The sequence below is a fragment of the Enterobacter sp. EC_64 genome (genome assembly GCF_019584165.1).
GTDB classification, from domain to species: Bacteria; Pseudomonadota; Gammaproteobacteria; order Enterobacterales; family Enterobacteriaceae; genus Enterobacter; species Enterobacter roggenkampii.
Window position 1 is genome coordinate 19,114 of sequence record NZ_VDAS01000005.1, and the last position, 24,055, is coordinate 43,168.

Annotated in this window: 19 protein-coding genes and 1 riboswitch; of the genes, 5 read left to right on the forward strand and 14 right to left on the reverse strand. The window is 59.5% G+C overall.

Going from position 1 to position 24,055, the window contains the following annotated elements:
* Positions 1-14: 14 nt before the first annotated feature.
* Together FHC52_RS05250 and FHC52_RS05255 are read right to left on the reverse strand one after the other, a co-directional pair.
* Positions 15-341, reverse strand: a complete 327-nt coding sequence (locus FHC52_RS05250) for a DUF1493 family protein (RefSeq protein ID WP_126289250.1) — start codon at positions 339-341, stop codon at positions 15-17.
* On the reverse strand, positions 335-784 hold the full coding sequence (locus tag FHC52_RS05255) for an STM2901 family protein (RefSeq protein ID WP_072061315.1): 450 nt from the start codon (positions 782-784) through the stop codon (positions 335-337). The genes FHC52_RS05250 and FHC52_RS05255 overlap by 7 nt, the downstream gene beginning before the upstream one ends.
* A gap of 344 nt (positions 785-1,128) precedes the next feature.
* A riboswitch (TPP riboswitch) is annotated at positions 1,129-1,225 on the forward strand.
* A gap of 35 nt (positions 1,226-1,260) precedes the next feature.
* Between FHC52_RS05255 and thiM the strand changes: the two genes are divergently transcribed.
* Genes thiM through FHC52_RS05270 form a run of 3 tightly spaced genes read left to right on the forward strand, consistent with a single transcriptional unit; the run spans position 1,261 to position 3,617 of the window.
* Positions 1,261-2,031: a hydroxyethylthiazole kinase gene (thiM, locus tag FHC52_RS05260; RefSeq protein ID WP_126289248.1), complete on the forward strand. Its 771-nt coding sequence runs from the start codon at positions 1,261-1,263 to the stop codon at positions 2,029-2,031.
* Positions 2,028-2,828, forward strand: coding sequence for a bifunctional hydroxymethylpyrimidine kinase/phosphomethylpyrimidine kinase (thiD, locus tag FHC52_RS05265; protein ID WP_128302147.1), 801 nt, complete (start codon positions 2,028-2,030; stop codon positions 2,826-2,828). Before thiM ends, thiD begins: the two co-directional genes overlap by 4 nt.
* Before the next feature lie 42 nt (positions 2,829-2,870).
* On the forward strand, positions 2,871-3,617 hold the full coding sequence (locus tag FHC52_RS05270) for a GntR family transcriptional regulator (RefSeq protein ID WP_008500873.1): 747 nt from the start codon (positions 2,871-2,873) through the stop codon (positions 3,615-3,617).
* Here FHC52_RS05270 and FHC52_RS05275 read toward each other — a convergent pair.
* From FHC52_RS05275 to FHC52_RS05285, 3 genes are read right to left on the reverse strand one after another with little or no spacing between them, the layout of a single operon-like run.
* Positions 3,591-4,544 carry a PfkB family carbohydrate kinase gene (locus FHC52_RS05275; protein ID WP_128302148.1) on the reverse strand — a complete coding sequence of 318 codons (954 nt, stop codon included), beginning with the start codon at positions 4,542-4,544 and terminating at the stop codon, positions 3,591-3,593. The genes FHC52_RS05270 and FHC52_RS05275 overlap by 27 nt on opposite strands.
* Positions 4,541-5,545 (reverse strand): ADP-ribosylglycohydrolase family protein, encoded by a 1,005-nt coding sequence (locus tag FHC52_RS05280; protein ID WP_128302149.1) that lies wholly within the window; start codon positions 5,543-5,545, stop codon positions 4,541-4,543. Before FHC52_RS05280 ends, FHC52_RS05275 begins: the two co-directional genes overlap by 4 nt.
* Positions 5,542-6,819, reverse strand: coding sequence for a nucleoside permease (locus tag FHC52_RS05285; RefSeq protein ID WP_032675182.1), 1,278 nt, complete (start codon positions 6,817-6,819; stop codon positions 5,542-5,544). The genes FHC52_RS05280 and FHC52_RS05285 overlap by 4 nt, the downstream gene beginning before the upstream one ends.
* A 250-nt stretch (positions 6,820-7,069) precedes the next feature.
* Between FHC52_RS05285 and fbaB the strand changes: the two genes are divergently transcribed.
* The gene (gene fbaB / locus FHC52_RS05290; RefSeq protein ID WP_032675181.1) at positions 7,070-8,122 is read left to right on the forward strand and encodes a class I fructose-bisphosphate aldolase; all 1,053 of its coding nucleotides are present in this window, start codon (positions 7,070-7,072) and stop codon (positions 8,120-8,122) included.
* A gap of 53 nt (positions 8,123-8,175) precedes the next feature.
* Here fbaB and yegS read toward each other — a convergent pair whose 3' ends face one another.
* Positions 8,176-9,075 carry a lipid kinase YegS gene (yegS, locus tag FHC52_RS05295; protein ID WP_021241471.1) on the reverse strand — a complete coding sequence of 300 codons (900 nt, stop codon included), beginning with the start codon at positions 9,073-9,075 and terminating at the stop codon, positions 8,176-8,178.
* Positions 9,076-9,216: 141 nt separating this feature from the next.
* Between yegS and FHC52_RS05300 the strand changes: the two genes are divergently transcribed.
* Positions 9,217-9,717, forward strand: a complete 501-nt coding sequence (locus FHC52_RS05300) for a DUF523 domain-containing protein (protein ID WP_126289238.1) — start codon at positions 9,217-9,219, stop codon at positions 9,715-9,717.
* Between the two features lie 161 nt (positions 9,718-9,878).
* On the opposite strand, the gene yegQ is transcribed toward FHC52_RS05300, so the two are convergent.
* The 8 genes from yegQ to yegD form a co-directional block, all read right to left on the reverse strand.
* Positions 9,879-11,240 (reverse strand): tRNA 5-hydroxyuridine modification protein YegQ, encoded by a 1,362-nt coding sequence (gene yegQ, locus FHC52_RS05305; protein ID WP_008500866.1) that lies wholly within the window; start codon positions 11,238-11,240, stop codon positions 9,879-9,881.
* Positions 11,241-11,408: 168 nt separating this feature from the next.
* Positions 11,409-12,131, reverse strand: a complete 723-nt coding sequence (baeR, locus tag FHC52_RS05310) for a two-component system response regulator BaeR (protein WP_119312170.1) — start codon at positions 12,129-12,131, stop codon at positions 11,409-11,411.
* On the reverse strand, positions 12,128-13,531 hold the full coding sequence (baeS, locus tag FHC52_RS05315; RefSeq protein WP_021241469.1) for a two-component system sensor histidine kinase BaeS: 1,404 nt from the start codon (positions 13,529-13,531) through the stop codon (positions 12,128-12,130). Before baeS ends, baeR begins: the two co-directional genes overlap by 4 nt.
* Positions 13,528-14,943 carry an MFS transporter gene (locus tag FHC52_RS05320; protein ID WP_070533812.1) on the reverse strand — a complete coding sequence of 472 codons (1,416 nt, stop codon included), beginning with the start codon at positions 14,941-14,943 and terminating at the stop codon, positions 13,528-13,530. The genes baeS and FHC52_RS05320 overlap by 4 nt, the downstream gene beginning before the upstream one ends.
* On the reverse strand, positions 14,944-18,021 hold the full coding sequence (gene mdtC / locus FHC52_RS05325; protein ID WP_126289233.1) for a multidrug efflux RND transporter permease subunit MdtC: 3,078 nt from the start codon (positions 18,019-18,021) through the stop codon (positions 14,944-14,946).
* Positions 18,022-21,144: an MdtB/MuxB family multidrug efflux RND transporter permease subunit gene (locus tag FHC52_RS05330; RefSeq protein ID WP_220419951.1), complete on the reverse strand. Its 3,123-nt coding sequence runs from the start codon at positions 21,142-21,144 to the stop codon at positions 18,022-18,024.
* The gene (locus FHC52_RS05335) at positions 21,144-22,346 is read right to left on the reverse strand and encodes an MdtA/MuxA family multidrug efflux RND transporter periplasmic adaptor subunit (RefSeq protein ID WP_220419952.1); all 1,203 of its coding nucleotides are present in this window, start codon (positions 22,344-22,346) and stop codon (positions 21,144-21,146) included. Before FHC52_RS05335 ends, FHC52_RS05330 begins: the two co-directional genes overlap by 1 nt.
* 268 nt (positions 22,347-22,614) lie before the next feature.
* The gene (gene yegD / locus FHC52_RS05340; RefSeq protein WP_220419953.1) at positions 22,615-23,967 is read right to left on the reverse strand and encodes a molecular chaperone; all 1,353 of its coding nucleotides are present in this window, start codon (positions 23,965-23,967) and stop codon (positions 22,615-22,617) included.
* Positions 23,968-24,055 lie beyond the last annotated feature (88 nt).

A 24,055-nucleotide genomic window follows, 5' to 3' on the forward strand; every position in this document is an offset into this window, starting at 1 on the left:
AACGCTCCTTGCTGTTAGTCGTATAACCATCTTCCTGCTTTAGCCGATTCTGCAAACATCCTTACAGTAAGAGGTTTTGAGATTTGCTTTACTGGTTTATCAGTAAACCATCTTCTAAAGAACCACGTTCTAAACCACGGATAATATTTCTGATAATTCATTGATGACATGTCAATATTAAAAAAACTGTCGTATTTATTAATGCAATAAATTAAATCATCATCGTCTGCATAATCTTGAAGAATATCATCAAGCTCTAACGGTATCAGCTTTCCTGTGAATGTACCTGACACAGGTAACTCTTTACGGAATAGCTCTAAAACTTCCTGATCTGTTACCATATGCGATCTTTCTCGTGTGCGATGGTGTTGTAGTCACGAACGGTTTTATAAACGATTTGACTAATATCGCTCGCTACTATAGCCCAACCAACAACAGGTAATCCACGCCCCACAAAAGCGCCCAGGTTAGTAACATATTTAGGCTTAAGTGTTGTTATGCTCGCTTCTGTAAGAGTTGGAAGTCTTACAGGTAATTCAGTGTTAAGAAGTTGGCGAAGGTATTTTGATGCTATTGACGTACCCGCTGTGGTTCCGTAAGGTTTACCTCTTGTTTTTAATAATGGCAGACCCAGAATAATACAGCTCATTGAAATAACATCTTTAATTCCGCCAAATTGATCATTAACTCTATCCAGTAAAATCCAAAAAAATAACTCTCCTGCAGTGATATTGCATACGCCACGATAGAAATATGTTCCATTTAATTCTTCTACTGTATCCATCAGTAACCCTTTAGTTTCAGGCAACATGTTTATTAATCGTACTGCGTGCAAGTACAAAGGGGAAGCTGTTTTTATGAAAAAGCACTTAAAATCAAAGTGCTGTTGGCTAAATAATTCATTAGCTACTGCTCAATACCATCTCTTACAATGTTAATTATTTTCTTTTCTGGGAAGGACCTTTTAGTTGTTTAACTAAAAAGACAGTGTGTAATAGAATGTCGTTGTTCTTTTTGAGCACTCGAAGTCTTTCGCTCCTGCCTTGAGTGAAGAATCATTATCCGAAAGAGTGGGCTTGCTTGAGCCAGCAACTTCCCCTAATCTGGCAAAAAGTAAGCTAATGCTTACCAAATGACTCGGGGTGCCCTTCTTTGTGAAGGCTGAGAAATACCCGTATTACCTGATCTGGATAATGCCAGCGTAGGGAAGTCAGATGCCTTCCCGGTCATCGCTTCTTCACGCAAGGCAGGAGCGAACCCATGCAGCCTGACCTGCTCGATTTACACGTTTTACACCACTTCCGAACCCGTTCTCCACTGACCCATTGTATGACTAACGATGTCGTACAGACCTTTACGGCCAACGTTTTGCTGGCGCTTGGCGCATCCCCGGCGATGGTGATCGAGGCCGAAGAGGCCGAGCAGTTTGCCGCGATAGCCGATGCGCTGCTGGTTAACGTTGGCACGCTGACCGCGCCGCGCGCCCAGTCGATGCGTCGGGCAATTGAAAGCGCGGTGGCGGCAGGCAAGCCCTGGACGCTGGACCCGGTTGCCGTGGGCGCCCTGGCGTTCCGCACCCGCTTTTGCCATCAAATTCTTGCCCTGAAACCGGCGGCCATTCGCGGCAATGCCTCTGAAATCCTTGCTCTTGCCGGGATGAGCGCCGGCGGGCGCGGCGTCGATACGACCGATACCGCCGCCAGCGCGGTGCCTGCGGCCCAGGCGTTGGCCCGGCAGATCAATACGATTGTGGTGGTCACCGGCGCGGTGGACTACATCACGGACGGGCAACGTACCCGAACGGTTACGGGAGGCGATCCGCTGATGACGCGCGTGGTGGGCACCGGATGCGCGCTTTCTGCCGTTGTGGCGGCGAGCTGCTCGCTGCCGGGTGACCGGCTGGATAACATCGCTGCCGCCTGCGGATGGATGAAACGAGCCGGAACGGTCGCCGTTGCGCAGTCGCGTGGCCCGGGCAGTTTTGCCAGCGCGTTCCTGGATGCGCTCTACACGCTGGAGGAGCAGGCATGAAGCGAATTAACGCCCTGACCATTGCCGGCACCGATCCCAGCGGCGGCGCGGGTATCCAGGCTGACCTGAAAACTTTCTCAGCCCTTGGCGCGTACGGCTGCTCGGTCATCACCGCGCTGGTGGCGCAAAACACCCGCGGCGTACAGTCGGTCTACCGGATTGAGCCGGATTTTGTTGCCGCGCAGCTGGATTCGGTGTTCAGCGACGTGCGTATTGATACCACCAAGATCGGCATGCTGGCCGAAACGGATATCGTTGAAGCGGTGGCCGAGCGGCTTAAACGCTATCAGGTGCAAAACGTGGTGCTGGATACGGTGATGCTGGCGAAAAGCGGCGATCCGCTGCTCTCCGCCTCCGCCGTCGAGACGCTGCGCAATAAGCTGCTGCCGCAGGTAGCGCTCATCACGCCTAATCTTCCGGAAGCTGCCGCGCTGCTGGGCGCGCCGCACGCGCAAACTGAACGGGAAATGAAAGAGCAGGGCAATGCGCTGCTGGCGATGGGCTGCGGGGCGGTTCTGATGAAGGGCGGGCATCTTGATGACCCGGAAAGTCCGGACTGGCTCTTCACCCGCGACGGCGAAGTACGCTTTACCGCGCCGCGCGTGCAGACCAAAAATACCCACGGCACGGGCTGTACGCTCTCGGCCGCGCTGGCGGCGCTGCGCCCACGTCATGAAAGCTGGGCCGATACGGTTAGCGAAGCAAAAGCCTGGCTCTCGGCGGCGCTGGCAAAAGCCGATACTCTGGAAGTCGGTCACGGTATTGGGCCGGTACACCATTTTCATGCATGGTGGTAAGCCAGTATACTGGCAGAATACATCACGCCTGAGAAAACACAGATGGAACAAGCGCATACCCGGTTAATCGCTCAACTGAATGAACGGATCGCCGCGCCCGATAACACGCCGCTGTACCTGAAGTTTGCCGAAACGGTAAAAAACGCGGTGCGCAGCGGGGTGCTGGAGCACGGGAATATTTTGCCCGGCGAGCGCGATCTGAGCCAGTTGACCGGGGTGTCGCGCATTACCGTGCGTAAAGCGATGCAGGCGCTGGAAGAAGAGGGCGTGGTGACGCGCGCCCGTGGCTATGGCACGCAAATCAACAATATCTTCGAATATTCGCTTAAAGAGGCGCGCGGTTTTTCCCAGCAGGTGGTGCTGCGCGGCAAGAAGCCGAATACGCTCTGGGTCAACAAGCGGGTGGTGAAGTGTCCGGAAGAGGTGGCCAACCACCTGTCGATCTCCCCGGACAGCGAGGTCTTTTTGCTCAAGCGCATTCGCTATGTCGATGACGATGCGGTGTCGATTGAAGAGTCCTGGGTCCCCGTCGGGTTAATTCCCGACCCGGATGCGATTGGCATTTCGCTCTATGACTACTTCCGCAGTCAGAATATCTTCCCGCAGCGCACCCGCTCAAGGGTGAGCGCCCGCATGCCCGACAGCGAGTTTCAGGCGCACATTAAGATGGACGAAAAAATACCGGTGCTGGTGATCAAGCAGGTCGCGCTTGACCAGCAGCACCGGCCGATTGAGTACAGCATCAGCTACTGTCGCAGCGATCTATACGTCTTTGTGTGCGAGGAGTAGTGCCTCGCGCGTCGGGGCGCAATCCCCGCCTCGGTGGCTGACCACCCATGACGCCACGGCATTCCCCAGCAGAACGGCATCTGCCAGTGACCATCCCGCAGCCAGCCCGGCCAGCGTGCCGCCCGCGTGGCTGTCGCCTGCACCAATGGTATCCACAACCGTCGCCGGAAACGCCGGAACAACGCCCGAGACGTCACCGTCATACCATGCGGCACCGTCTTTATCATGGCGCACAATCAGCGCGGCGCCGAAGCGCTGCTGCCACACTTCACCCAGGTTTTCAGCCTCCACACCCAGTCTTTCAGCCGCGAGCCCCGCTTCCTGACGATTGAGCGACACGATTGGCCTGCAGGCCATGATTCTCTCCATCAGCGCATCAGGAACATCCGCGATGCGTGGGCCGAAATCGATAAAGGCCGTCACGTCCTGTAATCCCTCCAGCCAGCCTGTCAGCAGTTCGCCGCACGGCGAGGCCAGCTGGTAGCCGGAGAGATAAACCAGGCTGTTTTGCGGAACGTGAAGCGCATCCAGCCAGCGCAGCTGCCACTGGTTTTCCACGCCGCTAAAGGACATAAAGGTGCGCTCGCCGTCAGGCTCCACCAGCGCCAGACACCAGCCGTTGTCGCCGGTTTCAGCCTCTACGGCGCTGTGCAGATCCTGCTTCGCCATGGCGTTGCGGATAATATCCGCCCACACGCCATGGCCGACGGGAAGGGCATTTTGCGCGGCGATCCCGAGGCGTTTCAGGGCGATGGCAATGTTCAGCGCGCAGCCGCCAATATTCACGCCCTGCTGCTTAAGTTCGATATCGCACCCGCGCCAGGGCAGGACGTAGGCGTCGGCGATGACGTCAATCACCGCGGCGCCCAGCACCGTCACCGGGCGCGTGGCGTGCAGATTTTCGAGACGTTGGGCAAATGCCTTCATACGCCCTCCCTTTGCTCCCTGAAGTGCAGCAGTTTCTCGCAATAATGGCCGAAGTTGAGCTGGTTGACGGCGTCGAGTTCGGCTTTGAGCGCCGGATCAATCGCCTGCACGCCGTGGAGCGCGCCGCAGATGGCCGTCGCCATGGCGCCAATAGTGTCCGTATCACCGCCCAGATTGGCGCATAAGATGGCGCAGCGGTTCGGGTCGGTTCCTGCCAGTTCCACCATCGCAATGGCCGCCGGAACGGACTCAATGGTGCTGGTTCCCGCGCCAATCAGCTGATAAACCTGCTCGCTGGCGGACTCAATACCGTTGGCTTCCCGTACGGTCTTAAGCGCCAGCTCAATACGCGCCGCCAGCGACGCGCTGAAGGTGGTGGTTTTCATCTCCTGCGCATAGCGGGCGATCCCCGGCAGGGCATCAACGATGTTCTGCCAGCTTTCGCCGTCGATGGCGCGGGAAACCGCCCAGGCCATCACCACCGCGCCGGCAATGGCGAGGTCCGATTTATGGGTCGGGCTCGAGGCCAGCGCTACTTGCTCAACAAAGTGTTCCAGCCGCGTCGCCGGGAGCAGGCAGCCCAGCGGGGAGGCGCGCATCGCCGCCCCGTTGGTTACGCCGTTGTTTTCCAGCGCGCTGACCGGCTTCCCGTCACGAATCGCATTCAGCGCGATTTTGGAAGTGGGGCCAAGCACGTTCTTGTTGAACGCGTCGAAATCGAGCGCCCAGTTCAGGATATGCCTGCCGATAACGTCTGCGTTAATCTCCCCGTCGCACTCGATGATCGCATCGGCCAGGCACAGCGCCATTGAGGTATCGTCGGTGAACTCTGCCTGCCCGAAATAGCAGGCCGCATTATTTTCTGCCGGGCCGGGTAAAAAGCGGTCGATCCAGCCAAAGTGCGCCTTGACGCGCTTTCTCGGCCACAGTTCCGACGGCATGCCCATCGCATCCCCTAACGCCTGCCCGTAAAGGGCACCGAGAATACGTTCTTGTTTCATTTAACTTCCCCTTGTGTCAGCGCGGCATCGCCATCAACCACCGCAATTGCAGCGATCTCTTTGTCCGATTCGCGGAAAAACAGCATAAACAGCACGGCAATCACGGCAATCATGATCGCGCCAAATGTCCACATTCCGGCCCAGTTAAAGGTCAGCCCCTTCACCGGCTCTTTGTAGGCGAACATTTTTTCCATCATCACGCCGCCCAGGCGGTAACCCAGCAGGCTACCAAAGCCCTGACAGCAGAGCGTAATCAGGCCCTGCGCGGCGGTGCGCATATGCACCGGCGCTTTTTTATCCACGTAGATATACGCGGTGACGTAGTAGAAGTCGTAGCTCACGCCGTGCAGCAGAATGCCGAGGAACAGCAGGGCGTAGGTGAAGTACTGTTCCGCACCGCCGTAAACGAAGAACCCGTAGCGGATGGCGGCGGTAATCAGACCCAGCAGTAAGACCTTCTTAATACCAAAGCGTTTGGTAAAGAACGGCAGCGCCAGCATAAAGAAGATTTCAGAGAACTGGCCGAGCGTCATCCAGCCGGTGGCGTTTTTCATCCCCACTTCAGTGAGATAGCCGTTGGCGAAAATGTAGTAGAAGGCCAGCGGCATGGCGAACAGAAACGAGCAGAAGAAGAACACGAGGAAGTTTCTGTCGCGCAGCAGGATCAGCGCGTCCAGCCCCAGCATCACTTTGAAGTCCAGCTTGCCGGTGCTCTTCGGCGGTGTGTTCGGCAGGAAGAGGGCAAAGACGCCGAGCAGCGCGGAGCTGGCGGCGGTCATCAGCAGGGGAATATTGGTATCGGAGATATCGCTATAGCCCAGCATCTGCGGCAGGAATCCGCACGCCAGCCCGGAGGCGATCCAGCCGATCGTACCCATCACGCGGATGCGCGGAAAATCGGCCTCGACGTCGTCCACGTTGGCGAAGGCAATACTGTTGGTCAGCGCGATGGTGGGCATATAGGTCAGGGAGTAAACCAGCAGCAGCGGGAAGAAGGTGCTGAACTGGGTTTGCTGTGCCGCGAAGTACATCAGAATCGCGCCGGCAAACATCAGCACCGCCAGTACTTTCTGTGCGGCGAAGAAGCGGTCCGTCAGCGAGCCGACCAGAATTGGGGAGAGGATGGCGGCAATGGCGGTACAGGCATAAGACCAGCCGATTTCCCCGGCGGTAAAACCGCTTTTACTCAGCCACAGCCACAGCGGCACAAACCACGCGCCCCAGATAAACCATTCAACAAACATCATGAATGACAGTTGGACTTTCGTTTTCATTTTTGAATCCTGCATGTCAGAGAGGGTACGCCTTTAACATACCATTCAATAATACCTTTTAAATACCTTTGTGGCGATTGTTTGATCAATGTAACAGTTTTGTTGTACACGAATCGAGCCAGCAGATTGTGCTGAAAAAAATTGCAAAGGGTGGAAAATCTGTTAAGTCGGTACCAGGCTTAGTCTGCCCATAAAAGATGGGACTGGATAAACGCACACCGACATGACGTCGAATTTACGGGAGTATCACATGACTGATATTGCGCATTTGCTTGGCAAAGACGCCGACAGCCTTTTACAGCATCGTTGTATGACCATTCCAGCCGACCAGCTTTACCTGCCTGGTCATGACTACGTTGACCGCGTGATGGTCGATAACAACCGTCCGCCTGCCGTGCTAAGAAATATGCAGACGCTCTATAACACCGGGCGGCTCGGTGGCACCGGATATCTCTCTATTCTGCCGGTAGACCAGGGCGTTGAGCACTCGGCGGGCGCCTCCTTCGCGGCGAATCCGCTCTATTTCGATCCGAAGAACATTGTTGAGCTGGCGATTGAAGCGGGCTGTAACTGCGTGGCGTCCACCTACGGCGTGCTGGCCTCCGTCTCGCGTCGCTATGCCCACCGCATTCCGTTCCTCGTGAAGCTGAACCACAATGAAACCCTGAGCTACCCCACCGAATATGACCAGACGCTCTATGCCAGCGTCGAGCAGGCGTTCAATATGGGGGCGGTTGCCGTTGGGGCGACCATCTATTTTGGCTCAGAACAGTCTCGTCGTCAGATTGAAGAGATCTCTGCGGCGTTTGAGCGCGCGCACGAGCTGGGTATGGTGACCGTGCTGTGGGCGTACCTGCGCAACTCGGCGTTCAAAAAAGACGGTGTGGATTATCACGTGTCGGCTGACCTGACCGGCCAGGCGAACCACCTGGCGGCGACCATCGGCGCGGATATAGTGAAGCAGAAAATGGCCGAGAATAATGGCGGATATAAAGCAGTGAACTTTGGTTACACCGATGACCGCGTTTACAGCAAGCTGACCAGCGATAACCCGATCGACCTGGTGCGCTACCAGCTGGCGAACTGCTACATGGGCCGCGCAGGGCTGATTAACTCCGGCGGCGCGGCGGGCGGCGATACTGACCTGTCAGACGCGGTGCGTACTGCGGTTATCAACAAGCGCGCGGGCGGCATGGGGCTGATCCTGGGCCGTAAGGCGTTTAAGAAATCGATGGCTGACGGCGTGAAGCTGATCAATGCGGTTCAGGACGTCTATCTGGACAGCAAAGTCACGATTGCCTGACCTGAGGGCGAAGCGTAGGCCGGGTAAGGCGTAGCCGCCACCCGGCAATACCATCAGCGCAAAAGCACACAGTCTGGCGGCAACCGACACTGCAGCGCGCCGGGCAACACCTCAATGCGGAACTGCGTCCCGCTGAGCGGTTCCCCGTCGAGGTTAAAGGTCATCCCGTGCGGGGCATTTACCTCAAACCATGCGGATTTCCCGTCAATGATATTCGGACTCTCTTCCGGCTGCGTCAGCGTGGTAAACAGCGCGGGCAGCAGGCCGTCACCCGTGAAAATCCGCAGCTGTAGCTGACCGTCATTGATCAGCGCCTCCGGGCACAGCTGCTGCCCGCCGCCGGCCTGACGACCATTACCGATGCCAATCACCAGCGCGTCGCCCTGCCACTGAAAATCCTCGCCGCGAATTTCGCAGCGGTCAGGCTTGAGGGTATCCATGCGCATCAGACCGTGGATCAGATACGACACGCCGCCCAGCGCCGCCTTGAGTTTTTCCGGCGTTTCGCTGGTGATGCGCGTGCCGAACCCGCCGGTGGCCATATTGATAAAGCAGGTTTTGTCATTCACCTGCGCAATATCTACCGCGGTCGCTTTACCGAGGATCGCCAGCTGAAGCGCTTTCTCTAACGCCTCCGGGATCCCGGCGCTGGTGGCAAAATCATTGGCGGTGCCGAGCGGTAAAATACCCATCACCGGGCGGTCTGCCGGGGGCAGGTCGATCAGCGCTGACGCGATCTCATTGATGGTGCCATCGCCGCCGCCGGAAATGATGGTCTCAACGCCAAGCCCGAGGGCTTCATTGATATAGCGTGCCGCGTCGCCTTTTTCCCATGTTACTCTTACGTGGATGCGCGCGCCGTCGTCACGCAAACCCTGAATGGCCTGACGCAGCAGATCGTTGCCCGCACTTTTGCCGTTGAGAATCAATAAACTGTCTGGATAGGTTGCCATCCGCGCTGCTCCCTTTTTTAGCGTTAGTAAGAGTGTATAGCAGAGAGGGAAAAAGCGGGTAAGAACAGGATGAAAGGAACAAAACAGGCACAAAAGCGCGTTACACTTCAGCGATGAGATTAATGTAATCACAGGAAAGTGATGATGAATAAAATTTTGGTAAGCGCTTGCCTGATGGGCTTTAGGGTCCGTTATAACGGAAGTGAAAAAGCGCGAATGAACGAGCAACTCGCTCGCTGGCAACAGGAACAACGTCTGGTTATCCACTGCCCTGAATTGGCTGCCGGGCTGCCTGTGCCTCGTCCTCCGGCAGAGATTATATTCGGTGATGGCAAAGACGTGATGCACGGGCAAGCCAGAATTATGGAAAATACCGGGCAGGATGTGACCGCACATTATCAGCTTGCAGCCTGGCTCGCGCTACGCGCTGCTCAGGCGTCGGGGTGTAGCGCTGCATTGTTAACCGATGGCAGCCCAACGTGCGGCAGTGAGTTTATTTATGACGGATCTTTTCGCGGTATACAGAAAGCGGGGAGGGGGGTTGCGGCATCGTTGCTCGCAGAGCATGGGATCGCCGTGTTCTCAGAGAAGCAAATCGACGAACTCATTGCCTGGATTGAGAAGAGAGAAGGCAAAAAATAAGCCCGCGTAAGGGAGATTACGCAGGCTAAGGAGGTGGTTCCTGGTACAGCTAGCATTTATGGGTTATGTTTTTCAGCGGGGGGATAATACCCGTATTGAACGAAGCGGTATGTGATCCGATTCTAAGAATTATCCCAGCGCGAAAAAATTTCCCTGATTGACTATTTGCCGTGTGGGTTTCGGGTGCTTTCACCGTTGAAGTTACGCATCAGCAGCGCGAACTTCAGCTCCACCTCTTCCGGAACCGGCAGCCAGACGGTGTGCCCGTCGCCCGGCGCGACCTCAATCGCTTCGCCTTTGCCGTTTTCCAGATGCTCCAGCGTGAAGTTCATGTTGCCCTGCGGGGTCATCAGCTCCAGGCTGTCGCCTTTGGTAAACTTGTTTTTCACCGCCACGGCCGCCAGCGCGCCTTTGCGCTCGCCGGTGAAGTCACCGACAAACTGCTGGCGCTCGGAAACGGAGTAGCCGTGTTCGTAGTTCTGGTAGTCGTCGTGGGTATGACGGCGCAGGAAGCCTTCGGTATAGCCGCGGTGCGCCAGGCCTTCCAGCGTTTCCAGCAGGCTGGTATCGAACGGTTTACCGGCAGCCGCATCGTCGATGGCTTTACGGTACACCTGCGCGGTACGCGCGCAGTAGTAATAGGATTTGGTGCGCCCTTCAATCTTCAGGGAGTGCACGCCCATCTGGGTCAGGCGCTCGACGTGGGCGATGGCGCGCAGATCTTTCGAGTTCATGATGTAGGTGCCGTGCTCGTCTTCAAAGGCGGTCATGTACTCGCCCGGACGTTTGGCTTCTTCAATCATAAACACGCTGTCGGTTGGCGCGCCGATGCCCAGCGTAGGCTCAACGTTGGTCACCGGGATCGGCTCGTGCTTGTGGACGATGTTGCCGATGTCATCCTCTTTGCCTTCCTGGACGTTATATTCCCAGCGGCAGGCGTTGGTGCAGGTGCCCTGGTTCGGGTCGCGCTTGTTGATATAGCCGGAGAGCAGGCAGCGGCCGGAGTAGGCCATGCACAGCGCGCCGTGAACGAAGATTTCGATTTCCATATCCGGCACCTGGGTGCGGATCTCTTCGATCTCTTCCAGCGAAAGCTCGCGGGACAGGATGACGCGGGTCAGCCCCATCTGCTTCCAGAATTTAACCGTTGCCCAGTTGACGGCGTTAGCCTGTACGGAGAGGTGAATATCCATCTCCGGGAAGTTCTCCCGAACCAGCATGATTAAACCCGGGTCCGACATGATCAGCGCGTCCGGCCCCATATCCACCACCGGCTTCAGGTCACGGATGAACGTTTTCAGCTTGGCGTTGTGCGGCGCGATGTTGACCACCACGTAGAATTTTTTACCCAGAGCGTGCGCCTCGTTGATGCCGAGCTGCAGGTTCTCGTGGTTGAATTCGTTGTTACGCACGCGCAGCGAGTAGCGCGGCTGGCCCGCATACACGGCGTCGGCGCCATAGGCGAAAGCGTAACGCATATTTTGCAGCGTTCCCGCCGGGGAAAGGAGTTCCGGTTTAAACATGTTTGTTCTCGTTCTGATGACAGGTCAGATCCGCATGCACCAGGTGCAGCGGTAAGGGGAGATCCCCCACATTAAGGGCGGGCATTGTAGCGCTGCGGGGCAGGGAGGTAAAGTTATTGTGCCGGGTGGCGGTTTCGCCTTACCCGGCCTGGATTGACCAGCGGCTCACTAGGCAATCCTGCACGCATCCGCTTCCCAGCGATACCCCACGCCATACACCGCGCGAATAAACGACTGTTCGGCGTCCAGCGCCTCCAGCTTGCGGCGCAGGTTTTTGATGTGGCTGTCGATGGTGCGGTCGGTCACCACGCGGTAATCGTCATACAGATGGTTCAGCAGCTGTTCGCGGGAGAAGACTTTTCCCGGCTCGTGGGAGAGGGTTTTCAGCAGGCGGAACTCCGCAGGCGTCAGGTCCAGCAGCTTGCCGCGCCAGCTCGCCTGGAAGCGGCTTTCATCCACAATCAGCGGGCTTTCGGCGTCCAGCACCTGAAGCTCGCGCTGCGGCCTGCAGCGGCGCAGAATGGTTTTCACGCGGGCCACCACCTCACGCGGGCTGTAGGGCTTGCAGATGTAGTCGTCCGCGCCGATTTCGAGCCCCAGCAGGCGGTCAATCTCTTCAATTTTGGCGGTGACCATGACGATCGGCACGTCGGAGAAGCGACGAATTTCCCGGCACAGGGTCAACCCATCAATCCCTGGCAGCATTAAATCCAGCAGGATCAGGTCCGGCGGGGTCTGGCGCACGTAGGGCAGCACCTGGTCGCCGTGGCCGATCAGTGACGGGGCATAGCTAGCCGCGCGTAAATAGTCGATCAGCAGCTGTCCCAGCTTGGGTTCGTCTTCGACGATCAAAATGCGCGGCGTGTTTTCGTCAATCGGTAACTCGGTCATACTTCTCTCGATAAATCCCGTTCCAGAGGTAACTCTACTGTAATGCTAACCCCGCCAAAAGGCGAATGGGCGGCGCGGATCGTGCCATTATGCGCCTCGACGATGTTAACGCAAATCGCCAGCCCCAGGCCGGATCCGCCGCTGGCGCGATTGCGGGAGCCTTCGGTACGGTAAAAACGTTCAAACAGTTTTTCCAGCTGCGCGTCCTGAACGCCGGGAGCGGAATCCGCGAAGGTGAGGGCAAAGCGCCCGTTGTCCTGCCTGCCGGAGATATGCAGCCCGCCGCCGCTGTCGGTGTAGCGCAGGCTGTTTTCCAGCAGGTTGTTGAACAGCTGCATCAGCCGATCTTTGTCGCCAAACACCACCGCGCTGTCCGGCAGGGAGAGGTCGATTTTCAGGTTGCGACTGGCAAAGCGCTCGCGGAAGGCGCCGCTCGCCACTTCCAGCACGTTAATGACGTCTACGGGCGCCTTCTGGTAGGCCAGCGCGCCTTCGTCGGACATGGAGAGCTGGTGGAGATCGTCCACCAGCTTGGTGAGCGTGCCCACCTCCGCCTGCAGGGAAGCCACCGATTCCGGCGTAAACTGGCGCACGCCGTCCTGAATGGCCTCCAGTTCGCCGCGCAGCACCGCCAGCGGGGTGCGCAGCTCGTGAGAAATATCGGCCATAAAGTCGCGGCGCATCTGCTGGTTCTTCTCCAGGGTGCTGGCGAGCTGGTTAAAGTCCTGCGCCAGCTTGCCCAGTTCGTCCTGGCTGCGGGTATCGACGCGGGTGGTGAAATCCCCGGCGGCCAGCTTGTGCGTGCCTTCCACCAGCCGTTTTACCGGGGCGAGCAGGCCGCGCGCCAGCGGGAAGGTGGCGAGCGCGGCGAGCAGCGTGGAGAGGGCGACAATCAGCCAGCTTGTGCGACGCTGCTGGCGGTCAAAGTTGATGTCGGTGTTGCGCGTCAGGCGCTCCACCGGCGAGGCGATCACCCAGCCGACGGTGGCGTTATTCACTTTAATCGCCCGCCGGGTGCCGTCCGGCGGTATCGGCGCGCGCGGGCCAACCAGGGGGCGCATGTCCTGGTCGATCACCCAGAACTGGGTGCGCCAGCCGTGCGGCGGCATGCCCGGGCCCGGACGGTCGTCACCGGTATCGTGCTCCAGCGAGCGCAGGATCTGGAAAATAAAGCGGTCGTTATTGCGCAGAAAACGCCAGTTGCCGTGCTGGGCGTACTGTTCACTCAGCGCATCGCTTAAGCCCTGCAAACGCTGCTCATTGCCATGCTTGATGTAATCAATAAAGCCGCGCTCAAAGCTGACCCGCACCGCCCAGTGCATGGTGATCAGCAAAACAATACAGGTGGCAAAAATCGCCAGAAAGAGCTTGCCGGTAATACCCGGACGCCAGAATTTCATGAGCCACTCCTTTTGCCGCGCCTAATCACGACGTTCTTGCTGGTATCATCCGGCACGCGGGCGAAGATGAACGCGGGCAGGGCGATGATGACCGCCATGCTGAGGTAGGTATACATAAAGACCTGATGCGCCACCGGCGTGTCGACGCTGAGATGGTGCTGGCCGTACATGCCGAGCAGCAACCCCGCGATCGTCACGCCCACGCTCATGGAGAGCTGCATAATCATCGACAGCAGGCTGTTGCCGCTGCTCGCCAGATCGTCCGGCAGGTCCTTCAGCGTCAGGGTATTCATCGACGAGAAGCGCATGGAGTTGATGATCCCCTGGCAGAACAGCACCAGCGGCAGGACGTAGTACCAGCCCATCAGCGCCACGGCCATAAACAGCAGGCTGACCAGCGCCAGCCCCAGCGTGGCGGTCACCAGCACGTGACGGTAGCCAAAGCGGTTCACCACCTGCACCACCATGCGCTTCATCCCCATGCTGCCGAGCACCATTGGGATCATCATCAGGCCCGCGTGGAATGGCGAAAAGCCCATGCCAATTTGCAGAAACACGGGCGTCATAAACGGCAGCATGCCGCTGCCGACGCGTCCGGCAAAGCTGCCGAACAGCCCGAGACGGTAGGTAGGGTTTTTAAACAAGTTCAGGCTGAACAGCGCCTGGTCATTGCCGCGAGCATGCCACAAATACCCTGCAATGGTGGAAATGCCGATAACCACCAGCAACCCGAGCATCAGGGTCGAAATCCCCAGCCCCTTTTGCCCGTCGAGTGCCAGGGTAAGCGTGGCCATGCCCGCCGCCAGCAGAATAAAGCCGAAGAAATCAAAGCGCCGGGTCTGCATTTTGTAGTTCGGCATCAGCGTCAGGGTGGCGATGGCGCCGATGATGCCCACCGGCAGATTGATTAAGAAAATCCAGTGCCAGGAGGCGTACTCCACCAGCATACCGCCCAGCGCAGGCCCAAGCAGCGGCCCCACCTGGCCGGGCAGGGTGACAAAGGTCATCGCCGCCATGTACTGCTCGCGCGGTACAATCTTCATCACCGTTAGTCGCCCGACGGGCACCATCATCGCCCCACCTACGCCCTGCAGCACGCGCGCCATGACCAGCTGGTCGAGGGTGTTGGCCTGCGCGCAAAACAGCGAGCCGGTGGTAAACAGCACGATGGCGGTGAAGAAGATATTCCGCACGCCGACCTTATCGGCCAGCCAGCCGCTGGCGGGCAGCATCACGGCAACCGTCAGCACGTAGGAGACAATCACCATGTGCATATGCAGCGGGCTCTCCCCGAGGCTTTTCGCCATCGAGGGGAGGGCGGTGTTGACGATGGTCGTATCCAGCGACTGCATAAAGAAGCCGAAGGCGACTATCCATAATTGCCAGCGAACGTTGCTGGGAAGCTCTGTCATTTATCCGGTCACCGTAGTTCTGTTTTTACGCGAAAAGCGCAGCCGCAGGCGGTCAAAGAACAGATAGACCACCGGCGTGGTGTACAGCGTCAGCAGCTGGCTCATCACCAGGCCGCCGACAATGGTGATCCCCAGCGGCTGGCGCAGCTCTGAGCCGTCGCCGCCCGAGATCACCAGCGGCAGCGCGCCAAACAGCGCCGCCAGTGTGGTCATCATGATCGGACGGAAGCGCAGCAGGCAGGCCTGGAAGATGGCCTCTTGCGGCGAGAGGTTGCCGTTGCGCTGGGCGTCCAGCGCGAAGTCCACCATCATGATGGCGTTTTTCTTCACGATGCCGATCAGCAGCATGATCCCGATGAGCGCGATAAGGCTGAACGGCGCGCCGAACAGCTCCAGCGCCAGCAGTGCCCCCACGCCCGCCGACGGCAGCGTCGAAAGGATGGTCAGCGGGTGCACGTAGCTTTCATACAGCACGCCCAGCACAATATAGACCGTAGCGATGGCGGCCAGAATTAAAATCACCTGCGAGTTCATCGTCTCCTGGAATACTTGCGCGGTCCCGGCAAAGCTGCCGCGCACGGTGGACGGTACGCCAAGCTGCGTCATCGCGCGGTTGATTGCGTCGCTGGCCTCGGAAAGTGACGAACCGGCGGGCAGGTTAAAGGAGATGGTCGACGCCGCCGACAGCCCCTGATGGTTCACCGATAGCGGCGCGTTGGCAGGCTGCCAGCTGGCGAAGTAGGAGAGCGGAATCGCCTTGCCGTCGTTGTTAATCACAAACATTTTGTCCAGGGCGCTGATGTCCTGGGTGTAGCGCGGGTCGACCTCCATCACCACCTTGTACTGGTTCATCGGCTGGTAGATGGTGGAGATCTCGCGCTGGCCGAAGGCGTTGTTCAGCAGGCTGTTGGCGGCTTCAACGTTAATGTCCAGCCGCGACATGGTTTCGCGGTCGTAGGTCAGGGCCATCTCGGCACCGTTGTCCTGCTGATCGGAGTTCACGTCCGCCAGCTCCGGCAGGGCGGCCAGCGCCTTGCGGATCTTCGGCTCCCACTCGCGCAGGGCGGCCAAATCGTCCGAGAGCAACGTGTACTGATAGCTGGCGTTCGCCTGTCGCCCGCCGACGCGGATATCCTGAACGGCCATCAAAAACAGGTTGGCTCCGGGCTCTTTGGCGAGCTTCACCCGCAGGCGGTCAATCACCTGCTGGGCGGTTTCGTTGCGCTCGCCGCGCGGTTTCAGGGTAATAAACATCATCCCGCTGTTGACGCGCGACCCGCCGGTAAAGCCAGTGACGTTATCCACGGCTTTGTCTTCCCGAATGATCTTCATAAAGTCCTGCAGCTTGCCGCGCATCGCCTGGAAGGAAATGCTCTGGTCCGCCTGAATGCCGCCCATCAGCACGCCGGTATCCTGCTCCGGGAAAAAGGTTTTCGGGATGGAAATATACAGCCACACGTTGAGCACGATGGTGCCGATCAGCACCAGGCCGACCAGCCTTGTGTGGTTCAGCACCCACTTCAGCGATTTGCCGTAGCCTTCCTGCATCGCCATCAGCACGCGGCCAAAGCCTTTGCGGCGCGGCTGCGAGTGCGGCTTGCTGCGCTTGAGCATCCAGCCGCACATCATTGGCGTCAGCGTCAGCGAGATAATCAGCGAAATGCCGATGGCAACCGACAGGGTGACGGCAAACTCGCGCAGCAGCCTGCCCGGCAGCCCGCCCATCAGCAGCAGCGGCAGAAAGACCGCCACCAGCGACAGGCTCATGGAGAGTACCGTAAAGCCCACCTCGCGCGTGCCCTGCAGCGCGGCCTGCAGCGGTTTCACGCCCGCTTCCAGATGGCGGGAAATGTTTTCCAGCACCACGATGGCGTCATCCACCACGAAGCCGGTGGCAATCGTCAGGGCCATCAGCGACAGGTTGTTGAGGCTAAACCCGCACAGATACATGGCGGCAAAGGTGCCGATCAGCGAGACCGGCACGGCCACCGCCGGGATCAGCGTCGCGCGGCCGGATCGCAGGAACAGGAAGACCACCAGGATCACCAGCGCGACGGAAATCACCAGCGTTTGCTCCACCTCTTCCAGCGAGGCGCGAATGGTCGGGGAGCGATCCTGGGCAATTTGCAGATCGATTGCTGCCGGGATGGTCTTCTGCAGCTCCGGGAGACGGGCGCGAATGCTGTTCACTGTCTCGATAATGTTCGCTTCCGGCAGCTTGCGGATCATCAGCAGAATCGCCGGCTTGGCGTTGGTCATCCCGGCGTTGCGTACGTCCTGCACCGAGTCGGTAACGCTGGCCACGTCGCTTAAGCGCACCGCCGCGCCGTTGTTATAGTGGATGATGAGCGGCTGATATTCCGCCGCGGTTTTCAGCTCGTCGTTGGTCTGGATCTGCCAGCGGTGGCTGTTGTCCTCTATCGCCCCCTGCGGTTTGCGCACGTTGGCGTTGCTGATGGCGGAGCGCACGTCATCCAGCGACACGCCCTGGTTAAACAGCGCCTGCGGGTTTAACCCCACGCGCACCGCGGGCAGGGAACTCCCGCCGACGCTCACGTCCCCGACGCCGTTAATTTGAGAGATGGTCTGCGCCAGCTGGGTGGACGCAAAATCGTACAGCTGCCCCTGCGAGTAGGTATCCGAGGTCAGCGTCAGGATCATGATCGGCGCGTCGGACGGGTTGGCCTTGCGGTAGGTCGGGCGGCTCGGCATCCCGCTCGGCAGCAGGCTTTGTGCGGCGTTGATGGCCGCCTGCACGTCGCGCGCCGCGCCGTTGATATCCCGGTCGAAGCTGAATTCCAGAATAATGCGCGTGCTGCCCAGCGAGCTGCTGGAGGTCATCTCGTTGACCCCCGCAATCCGCCCGAGCGAACGCTCCAGCGGCGTGGCAACGGACGAGGCCATGGTTTCCGGCGAGGCGCCCGGCAGCGAGGCGCTGACCATGATCACCGGGAAGTCCACCTGCGGCAGGGGGGCCACCGGCAGCAGCCGGAAGCCCAGCACGCCGCAGAGGGTAATGGCGAGCGAGATTAAAATCGTCGCCACCGGGCGATAAATGAAGAGGGCGAAAAACTTCACTTATGCCTCCTCTTCACGTTTCGGGAAGCGGCTTTTGGTCCACAGCGCCAGGCGATCAAACAGCAGGTAGATCACCGGCGTGGTGAACAGCGTCAGCACCTGGCTCACCAGCAGACCGCCGACCATGCCGATACCCAGCGGACGGCGCAGCTCCGCGCCGACGCCCGTGCTGAGCATCAGCGGCAGCGCGCCCAGCAGGGCGGCCAGCGTGGTCATCAGGATGGGGCGAAAACGCAGCAGGCAGGCCTGGAAAATCGCATCGCGCGGCGACATGCCCTGCTCGCGCTCGGCGGCCAGGGCGAAGTCGATCATCATGATGGCGTTTTTCTTCACGATCCCGATGAGCAGGATGATACCGATGATGGCAATCACGTCCAGCTCGCTGCCCGCCAGCATTAATGCCAGCAGTGCCCCCACGCCCGCCGTCGGCAGGGTAGAGAGGATGGTGATCGGGTGGATAAAGCTTTCGTACAGCACGCCGAGCACGATGTACATCGCCACGACCGCCGCCACGATCAGCCAGATGGTGTTACCCAGCGCGGCCTGGAACGCCAGGGTGCTGCCCTGGAACTGGGTCTGAATGTCGGACGGGAAGCTGAGATCTTTCTCAGCCGCCTGAATGGCCTCCACCGCTTCGCCCAGAGAATAGTTGTCCGGCACGTTAAAGGAGATGGTGGTGGACGGGAACTGATCCAGATGGTTAATCGACAGCGGGGTATAGCGTTCTTCCACCGTGGCGATAGCGCTCAGCGGCACAATGCCGCCGTCTTTGCTGGTCAGGCGCACCGAGTCCAGCCCCGCCAGGCCGGGCGTGTTGTCGGTGTTGTGCTCCAGCACCACGCGATACTGGTTCGCCTGGGTGTAGATGGTGGAGATCAGACGCTGACCGAAGGCGTTGTACAGGGCGTTATCCACGTCCGCCATGGTGATGCCCAGACGGCTGGCGGCGTCGCGGTTGACGTTCACGTACGCGGCCAGCCCTTTGTCCTGCCAGTCGCTGCTGACGTCGGCGAGCTGCGGCAGGGTTTTGAGTTTATCCACCAGCTGCGGCACCCAGGTGCTGAGCGCGTCCAGCGAGGTGGCCTGCAGCGTGAACTGGTACTGCGTGCGGCTGACCTGGGTATCGATGGTCAAATCCTGAATCGGCTGCAGGTAAAGCTCAACGCCCGGCACGCGGGCCACGGCGTTTTGCAGCCGCTCAATGACGGCGTTGACGCGATCGTCACGCTCATCCAGCGGCTTGAGGTTGATCTGCAGACGCGCGCTGTTGAGCGACGGGTTGGTGCCGTCCACGCCGACGTAAGCGGTCAGGCTCTCTACCGCCGGATCCTTCATGATGATGTCAGATACCTGCTGCTGGCGCTGCGCCATATTGGCGAAGGAGACCGACTGTGGGGCCTGAAGCGTGCCCTGAATAATGCCGTTGTCCTGGATCGGGAAGAAGCCTTTCGGAATGAAAATCCACAGCATCACGCTGAGCGCCAGCGTGCCGAGCGCTACGCCGAGCGTGGCCCACGGGTGGTTGAGGACTTTCGCCAGCACGCGACCGTAGGCGGCAATAATGCGCTCAAACATGCGCTCGGAGGCGCGCGAGAAGCGGTTTTGCTTGCGCAGCGACGCGTGGCTCAGCATCCGGGCGCACATCATCGGCGTCAGGGTCAGCGACACCACGGCGGAGATCAGAATGGCGACCGCCAGCGTCACGGCAAACTCGCGGAACAGACGCCCGACGATATCGCCCATAAACAGCAGCGGGATCAGCACCGCAATCAGCGAGAAGGTCAGCGAGATAATGGTAAAGCCGATTTCCCCTGCGCCTTTCAGCGCGGCGGCCAGCGGTTTCTCACCTTTCTCGATATAGCGCGAGATGTTCTCGATGACGACGATGGCATCATCCACCACGAACCCGGTGGCGATGGTGAGCGCCATCAGCGTCAGGTTGTTAATCGAAAAATCGAGGAACACCATCACCGCAAAGGTGCCGACCAGCGAGAGCGGTACGGCGACGGCGGGAATAATGGTCGCCGGGACGTTACGCAGGAACAGGTAAATGATCATCACCACCAGCGCAATCGCCAGCATCAGCTCGAACTGGGTGTCGGTGACCGACGCGCGAATGTTGGTGGTACGGTCGGAAAGCACCTTCACGCTGACCGACTTCGGCAGGCTTTCGATCAGCTGCGGCAGCATGGTGCGGATGCTGTCGGCGGTTTCGATGATGTTTGCGCCCGGCTGGCGCTGCACGTTCATCACGATCGCCTGCTGCCTGTTGGCCCAGGCCCCCAGCCAGCTGTTTTCCGCGCCTTGTTCTACGGTCGCCACGTCGCCCAGACGCACCGGCGCGCCGTTCTGGTAGGCGATAATCAGCTGACGATATTCGTCGGCGGACTGCATCTGGTCGTTCGCCGAGAGCGTCACGGCGCGGGTTGGGCCGTCCAGCGAGCCCTTCGCCGAGTTGACGTTGGCATTGCTGATGGCGCTGCGGATGGTTTCGCTGGTGAGCCCCAGCGCGGCGATGGCCTGCGCGTTCAGCTTAACGCGCACCGCCGGACGCTGTCCGCCCGCCAGGGTGACGAGGCCGACGCCGGAGACCTGAGAAATTTTCTGCGCCACGCGCGTTTCGACCATGTCTTCGACCTGGGTCATCGGCATGGCGGAGGAGGTGACGGCCAGCGTCATGATCGGCGGATCCGCCGGGTTCACCTTGCTGTAGACCGGCGGGTTAGGCAGGTCTGAAGGCAGCAGGTTGGTGGCGGCGTTGATGGCGGCCTGCACCTCCTGCTCGGCGACGTCCAGCGAGAGCGTCAGCTGGAACTGCAGCGTCACCACGGATGCCCCGCCGGAGCTCTGGGAGGACATCTGTTTTAGCCCCGACATCTGGCCGAACTGGCGCTCCAGCGGGGCGGTGATGGCGGACGTCACGACATCCGGGCTGGCGCCGGGATAGAGCGTCACCACCTGAATGGTGGGATAGTCCACCTCCGGCAGCGCCGAGACCGGCAGGAAGCGATAGCCGATAATCCCGGCGAGCAGGATCGCCACCATCAGCAGCGTGGTGGCGACAGGACGGAGGATAAACAGGCGTGACGGCCCACCTGTGGAGCCCGGCGGCAGCACCTGCATCAGGAGGTCGCTCCCTGTTTCGCCGGTTCCACCACTTCCACTTTGGCCCCTTCGGTCAGACGGTCAATGCCGTCGGTGACCACGCGGTCGCCTGCGGAAAGCCCGGCGCTGATGACCACCGTCTGGCTGTCCTGGATACCGGTTTTCACCAGGTGCTTGCTGACCTTATTGTCGCTGTTAAGCACCCAGACAAAGTTACCTTCGTTACCCATCTGCAGCGCAGCGGTGGGGATCACCACCGCGTTCTCTTCGGTCGCGACCAGCATGCGCGCATTGACGAACTGGTTCGGGAAGAGGGCATCGTCCTGGTTATTAAAGCGCGCCTTCAGCTTGATGGTGCCGGTGGTGGTGTCGATCTGGTTATCCAGACTGAGCAGAGACCCTTCACTCAGCTTCTGCTTGTTGGTGCGGTCCCAGGCTTCCACCACCAGGCCTTTACCGGCTTTTTGCGCCCGCATGACGGTCGCGATATCGCTTTCCGGCAGGGTAAAGACTAAATCAATCGGGTGGGTCTGGGTGATCACCACGATGCCCGTGGTGTCGCCGCTGGAGATTTGGTTGCCTATATCGACCTGCTTCAGGCCGACGCGTCCGTCAATCGGCGCGGTGATGCGGCTCCAGTCCAGCTGCAGCTGGGCGCTGGCCACCGCGGCTTCGTCCGCTTTGATCGTGCCCTGCGTTTCACTGACCAGCGACTGCTGGGTATCCAGCTCCTGACGGGACACCAGGTTTGTTTTCACCAGCTGCTGGTAGCGGGCTAAATCGCGCCGGGCGTTGGCGAGGGTCGCGTTGTCTTTCGCGAGCTGTCCCTGCGCCTGGGCAAGGGCGACCTTAAACTGGCTCGGGTCGATTTCCGCCAGCAGATCGCCCGCTTTGACCTGCTGACCTTCCTGGAAGTGGATCGCGATGAGCTGGCCGTCGACGCGGCTGCGCACCGTGGCGGTGTTGGCAGCGGTAATGGTCCCGAGACCGGTGAGATAGCGAGGAACGGCTCTATTCACCGCCGTCGCCGCCTGAACCGGCGCCAGCGCGCCACCGCGCATGCCGTGACGACCTCCACCCGTTGGGCGCTGGGTCTGGCTGGTGGCGCCGGCCGGTGCGGCGGAGTTCGCGGATTGACTGTGCCAGTACCAGGCGGCGGCAAGGGCCACCACAATGATGCCAGCGGCGATTGCCCAGCGGGATTTGTTACTGCCTTTCATCGTTATACGTTCTCATCCTGAATACTTCGGGGAATGATACTAGTTTAGTCAGGCAACACAGCGGAAAAATGGAGGAAATATGGAAGACTGTCGGGAATTGTCTGAGTGTTGCCGGGTGACGCTTCGCTTACCCGGCCTACAAGGTAAATGCGAACGGCAACGGATGTTGCCGTTTTTGGTGTTTTGTGGGAGAGGGCACCAGACCGCACTACAACAACACACGTTTTGTAGGCCGGGTAAGGCGAAGCCGCCACCCGGCACAACCGCACTAGCTAAACATCACCTGCGCCCAGCGCGCCAGCCCTGCGGTAACGGAGCCAAAGTCATCGCCACCCGCGATAGGTATTCCCGGCAGCTGTTCGGCCAGCGCTTTCTTGATCAGCGGTGAACGAGCGCTACCGCCGGTCAGGTAAATCACGTCCGGCTTCTCTTTGCCGTTCTCCAGCGCGAGCTGCACCTGTTCCAGAATGCGCTGTAGCGGCTGTGCGAGCGCCGTCTCCAGCCCGTCCTGCGAAATGGCAGTGGCCAGTTCGTCACTGATAAACGGCAGGGAGACCGCATGTTCAGCGCGGTCGGACAGGGCGATTTTGCTCTCTTCCGCCGTACGCACCACGCGGTAGCTCAGACGCTGACGCCACACTTTATAGAGCAGGGCGACCTTTTCGCCGTCCTGGGCATCGCGCACCAGATCGTTAAGGAAGCGGCCGTTGGCGGTGCTGTAAAAATCACTCTGCGCAGGCACGTCGTTGATGGCAATCGCGTTCCACCACGGCAGGATCGGCAGGGCGATGCCTTTTTCGGTTTGCCCCCCCATGCCGAGCAGCGGCATCAGGCTCTTGAAGGCCAGGGCGATATCCAGATCGTTACCGCCCACGCGGCAGCCGCTGTGCCCGAGCAGGCTGTTTTCACGATCGCGACGGCGATGCCACTGCGGCCCCATCAGCAGCAGCGAGCAGTCCGTCGTGCCCCCGCCGATATCCACGACCAGCACGCGCTTCTCTTCCGTCAGTGTGGCTTCGAAGTCCAGCCCTGCGGCAACCGGTTCATACTGGAATACCACGTCGCGGAAGCCGGCGCGGTGCGCCGCGCGCTCCAGGATCCCCTGCGCCTGCTGGTTGGCCTCGTCGCCGCCCAGCCCCTGGAAGTTGATCGGGCGGCCAATCACCGCCTGGGTAATCGCATCGGAGACCTGCGTCTGCGCCTGCTGGCGAATATGCAGCATCATCGCGCACACCAGGTCTTCGAACAGCGCGACCTGCTGTGGCTTCAGGCCGCTGGCGCCGAGGAAGGATTTTGGCGACTTAACGAAATAGACCTCTTCGGGGTCTTCAATGTAGTGCCCGAGCGAGGAGAGGCCGAACTGCACGCTGGAGGGCGTAACGTCGATATCTTCCTCGCGGTTAAAGCTGACCGCCCGGCGCAGCAGCGCCTGGGTCTCCGCCGCCGTGGCCGGAACCTGATGGTGGCGGAACAGCCATTCGCTCACGGCTTCACGCGTCGGCGCGCAGAGCATAGACGGCAGCAGCGTGCCCTCTTTTTCCATTTTCAGGAGCCGTGGCTGCCCGTCTTGCATAATCGCAACCGAGCAGTTTGCCGTACCGTAGTCAAATCCAATAAACACGATGAATCCCCATGCCGGTGAGAAGGGGCGAGACTTTAACGAAATGTCTGCATGGCGACAACAGGAATATGAAAGCAAGGCAAAACAG

What these genes read in the sequence shown, in the direction of transcription:
- FHC52_RS05250 (WP_126289250.1), bottom strand. Translation starts at nt 341, where the DNA reads ATGGTAACAGATCAGGAAGTTTTAGAGCTATTCCGTAAAGAGTTACCT.
- FHC52_RS05255 (WP_072061315.1), bottom strand. Translation starts at nt 784, where the DNA reads ATGGATACAGTAGAAGAATTAAATGGAACATATTTCTATCGTGGCGTA.
- thiM (WP_126289248.1), top strand. Translation starts at nt 1,261, where the DNA reads ATGCAGCCTGACCTGCTCGATTTACACGTTTTACACCACTTCCGAACC.
- thiD (WP_128302147.1), top strand. Translation starts at nt 2,028, where the DNA reads ATGAAGCGAATTAACGCCCTGACCATTGCCGGCACCGATCCCAGCGGC.
- FHC52_RS05270 (WP_008500873.1), top strand. Translation starts at nt 2,871, where the DNA reads ATGGAACAAGCGCATACCCGGTTAATCGCTCAACTGAATGAACGGATC.
- FHC52_RS05275 (WP_128302148.1), bottom strand. Translation starts at nt 4,544, where the DNA reads ATGAAGGCATTTGCCCAACGTCTCGAAAATCTGCACGCCACGCGCCCG.
- FHC52_RS05280 (WP_128302149.1), bottom strand. Translation starts at nt 5,545, where the DNA reads ATGAAACAAGAACGTATTCTCGGTGCCCTTTACGGGCAGGCGTTAGGG.
- FHC52_RS05285 (WP_032675182.1), bottom strand. Translation starts at nt 6,819, where the DNA reads ATGAAAACGAAAGTCCAACTGTCATTCATGATGTTTGTTGAATGGTTT.
- fbaB (WP_032675181.1), top strand. Translation starts at nt 7,070, where the DNA reads ATGACTGATATTGCGCATTTGCTTGGCAAAGACGCCGACAGCCTTTTA.
- yegS (WP_021241471.1), bottom strand. Translation starts at nt 9,075, where the DNA reads ATGGCAACCTATCCAGACAGTTTATTGATTCTCAACGGCAAAAGTGCG.
- FHC52_RS05300 (WP_126289238.1), top strand. Translation starts at nt 9,217, where the DNA reads ATGATGAATAAAATTTTGGTAAGCGCTTGCCTGATGGGCTTTAGGGTC.
- yegQ (WP_008500866.1), bottom strand. Translation starts at nt 11,240, where the DNA reads ATGTTTAAACCGGAACTCCTTTCCCCGGCGGGAACGCTGCAAAATATG.
- baeR (WP_119312170.1), bottom strand. Translation starts at nt 12,131, where the DNA reads ATGACCGAGTTACCGATTGACGAAAACACGCCGCGCATTTTGATCGTC.
- baeS (WP_021241469.1), bottom strand. Translation starts at nt 13,531, where the DNA reads ATGAAATTCTGGCGTCCGGGTATTACCGGCAAGCTCTTTCTGGCGATT.
- FHC52_RS05320 (WP_070533812.1), bottom strand. Translation starts at nt 14,943, where the DNA reads ATGACAGAGCTTCCCAGCAACGTTCGCTGGCAATTATGGATAGTCGCC.
- FHC52_RS05330 (WP_220419951.1), bottom strand. Translation starts at nt 21,144, where the DNA reads ATGCAGGTGCTGCCGCCGGGCTCCACAGGTGGGCCGTCACGCCTGTTT.
- FHC52_RS05335 (WP_220419952.1), bottom strand. Translation starts at nt 22,346, where the DNA reads ATGAAAGGCAGTAACAAATCCCGCTGGGCAATCGCCGCTGGCATCATT.